Genomic DNA, 2708 nt, shown 5'->3' on the forward strand with positions numbered 1-2708 from the left:
CGGCAGGGCCATCAGGGCGCGATGGCGCGCGCCTCGGCCAGATACCGCTGGTTGTCGAACACGCCGGGCCGATCCCCCGCGAAGCGCCACATCTGCCTCTTCGTGTGCAGCAGATTGCCGAGGTACACATGCAATGCGCCCGAACGCGCCATGCCCGGGTTCGCCACCGCGTGCACGGTATCGGGAGGCAGGTGAACCACCTCGGGTGCGATGGCTTCGCGCCGCTCCGGAACTTGCAGCCGACCGTCGGACAGCGGGTAGATCAAGTTTGTCTCTCTGCCCCGGTAGATGCCGATGAGGGCATCCATCGAGTGGTTGTGAGGCGGGTACTGCAGGCCCGGCGTGAGGGTGATGTGATAGATCGTCAGCGTGTCGTTCGCGCACAGCAGGACTTCATCGTCGCTTGCCTCGTGGACCAGCTCGCCGAGCGAATGGAAGCGGGCGGTGATGTCGCGCAGCACCGCGGCGACCCGATCGAAGCGATCGGCCTTTGCGGCGGCGTCGACGATCTCGTCGATCGCGGTTTGAAGGGTCGAGCTGATGGGAAAGGGCGAAATCATCTTGAATCGGCGGAACTGGGGCAGGATAGATCAGGTGCGTGGGTTCGGTCCAGGGGCGAACGCTGCATCAGCTGCCCGGTGCATCGGCGCCGCGTTCGCGCATCCAGCGCCAAAGCGTCGAGCGGCTCACGCCGAGTTGCCGGGCCGCGGCCTGGCGGTTGCCGCCTTGCGCCTGCAGCGCCGCGGCCACGCGTGCAGCGCTCAGCCCAGTGTCGTCGGCCACCTCGCTTGCGGCTGTATCGGCGAAAAGCTCCGGCAGGTCGTGCCGCAGTTCGTCGTAGCGGACGTCTTCGAGGTGGTCGAACTGCATGAGGAACACCGCGATGCGCTCGCCGAGGTTTTCCAGCTCGCGGATGTTGCCGGGCCAGTCGTAGGCGCGCAGGCGCGGCAGCAGCGGCGCCAGCGCGCGCACCGGGTCCAGCCGCGTGCCCAGCCGCTGCAGGCAGCGCCCGACCTGCGCTTCGGCCAGCGGCGCGATGTCTTCGCGCCGCTCGCGCAAGGGCGGCAGCGGCAGGCGCAGCGTGTTGAGGCGGTAGAACAGGTCTTGCCGGAAGCGGCGCTCGGCAATCATGTCGTTCAGCGGCTGGTGCGTGGCGGCGATCACGCGCACATCGACCGGAATGGCGGCCGTCGCGCCGAGCCGCGTGATCTCGCGCTCCTGCAACACGCGCAGCAGTCGCGTCTGCAGTTGCAGCGGCATGTCGCCGATCTCGTCGAGAAAGAGGGTGCCCGTGTGCGCCGCCTCGAACAGGCCGCGCTTGCCGCCGCGGCGTGAGCCGGTGAAGGCGCCTTCCTCGTAGCCGAACAGCTCGCTTTCCAGCAGCGCCTCCGGAAAGGCCGCGCAGTTGACGGCGACGAAGGGCCGTCCCGCGCGCACGCTCTCGTTGTGGATGGACTGCGCGAACAGCTCCTTGCCGACGCCGCTCTCGCCGGCGATCAGCACCGTGAGGTCGGTACGCGCAAAACGCCGCGCGGTCTGCACCGCGCGCAAGAAGGCCGGGCTCTGGCCGATGAGGTTGGCGAAGCGGTGGCGCGCCGCGCTCTGGCGCCGGCCCTGCTGGATGCGCAGGCTGGTGTCGGCTTCCTGGATGGTGCGAGCGTCGTAGAGCGTGAGGGCCGCGCCGACGATCTCGCCGTGTTCTCGGATCGGCGTGCGGTTGACCACCCAGTCGCGCTGCGCAAAGCGCTGCACCACGGCGCGCTCGACCTGCCCGCTGTCGAGCGTGGGCTGCAGCGACAGCTCGGGTTCGATCGCCTCCAGCGACTGGCCGATGAGCCGCGCGTGCGGCGGGCCGAGCAGCTGCTGCATCGGCGGGTTGACCGCGATCACGCGGTTGTCGCGGTTCACCGCCAGCACGGCCTCCTGCAGGTTGTGCAGCACGCCGTTGAGCTGCTCGTAGCGGCCGGCTTCGAGCCGCGCGACGCGCGCGAGTTCGAGCGCGTCCTCGAAGCCCTTGCGCACGCTGCCCAGCGAGTAGGCGAGCAGCCCGTGCAGGCCGGCTTGCTCCGCGAGCTCGACGACCAGGCTGGAGCCGACGATCACCTCGAAGCCCTCGCGCCGCAGCTGCTCGAAGCGCTGGCGCGCGTCGTCGGGCGTCTGGTAGGCGTGCTGCACCACCTCGATGTTGAGCAGGTCCTTCACTTCGTCGAGTTCGGGGATGGTCTGGCCGTACATGACGACGCCGACGCGGCTGGACATGCGCCGCGCCTTGATGAGCGCCTGCAGCAGGTCGAAGCCGCTCAGCTGGATGGTGCCGACCGGCGCCTGCAGTCCGGCGCGCAGGATGCTCGCGTTCGAGCCCGCGCTCACGAAGGCGTCGACGAGGCCGCGCTCGAGGCGGTCGCGCGCGATGGCGAGTGCGTCGCCGAAGGTGCCGTCGACCACCTCGATCTCGGCGCGGCCGGTGTATTCCGCCACCACCGGCATCGCGAATCCGCGGATCTGCCGGTAGCTCAGGAAGCACAGGCGTGGCAGCTCGCCGCTGCGTACGGGAGCCGGGAAGAAGTGGGAGGAGGGGCGATCGCTGGGCATGTCGCATTGAAACATATCGATGTTTCATTGGCGTCGCATTGCAACGCAAGGAGGTGATCGGAAAAACGACAATCCCTTTCAAATCAATCACTTGCGCGCGTCTCGAACGCTGGCAC

Annotated in this window: 2 protein-coding genes; both read right to left on the bottom strand. The window is 68.6% G+C overall.

What is annotated here, in order from left to right:
* Positions 1-11 precede the first annotated feature (11 nt).
* The gene (locus AC1DOC_RS28325) at positions 12-560 is read right to left on the bottom strand and encodes an autotransporter (RefSeq protein WP_012747874.1); all 549 of its coding nucleotides are present in this window, start codon (positions 558-560) and stop codon (positions 12-14) included.
* A 67-nt stretch (positions 561-627) separates the two neighbouring features.
* Complete coding sequence (gene prpR / locus AC1DOC_RS28330) at positions 628-2592, bottom strand: propionate catabolism operon regulatory protein PrpR (RefSeq protein ID WP_086012206.1); 1965 nt, start codon at positions 2590-2592, stop codon at positions 628-630.
* Between the last annotated feature and the right edge of the window lie 116 nt (positions 2593-2708).

The sequence above is a fragment of the Variovorax sp. 01T439_2 genome, from assembly GCF_056398445.1.

What these genes read in the sequence shown, in the direction of transcription:
- AC1DOC_RS28325 (WP_012747874.1), bottom strand. Translation starts at nt 560, where the DNA reads ATGATTTCGCCCTTTCCCATCAGCTCGACCCTTCAAACCGCGATCGAC.
- prpR (WP_086012206.1), bottom strand. Translation starts at nt 2,592, where the DNA reads ATGCCCAGCGATCGCCCCTCCTCCCACTTCTTCCCGGCTCCCGTACGC.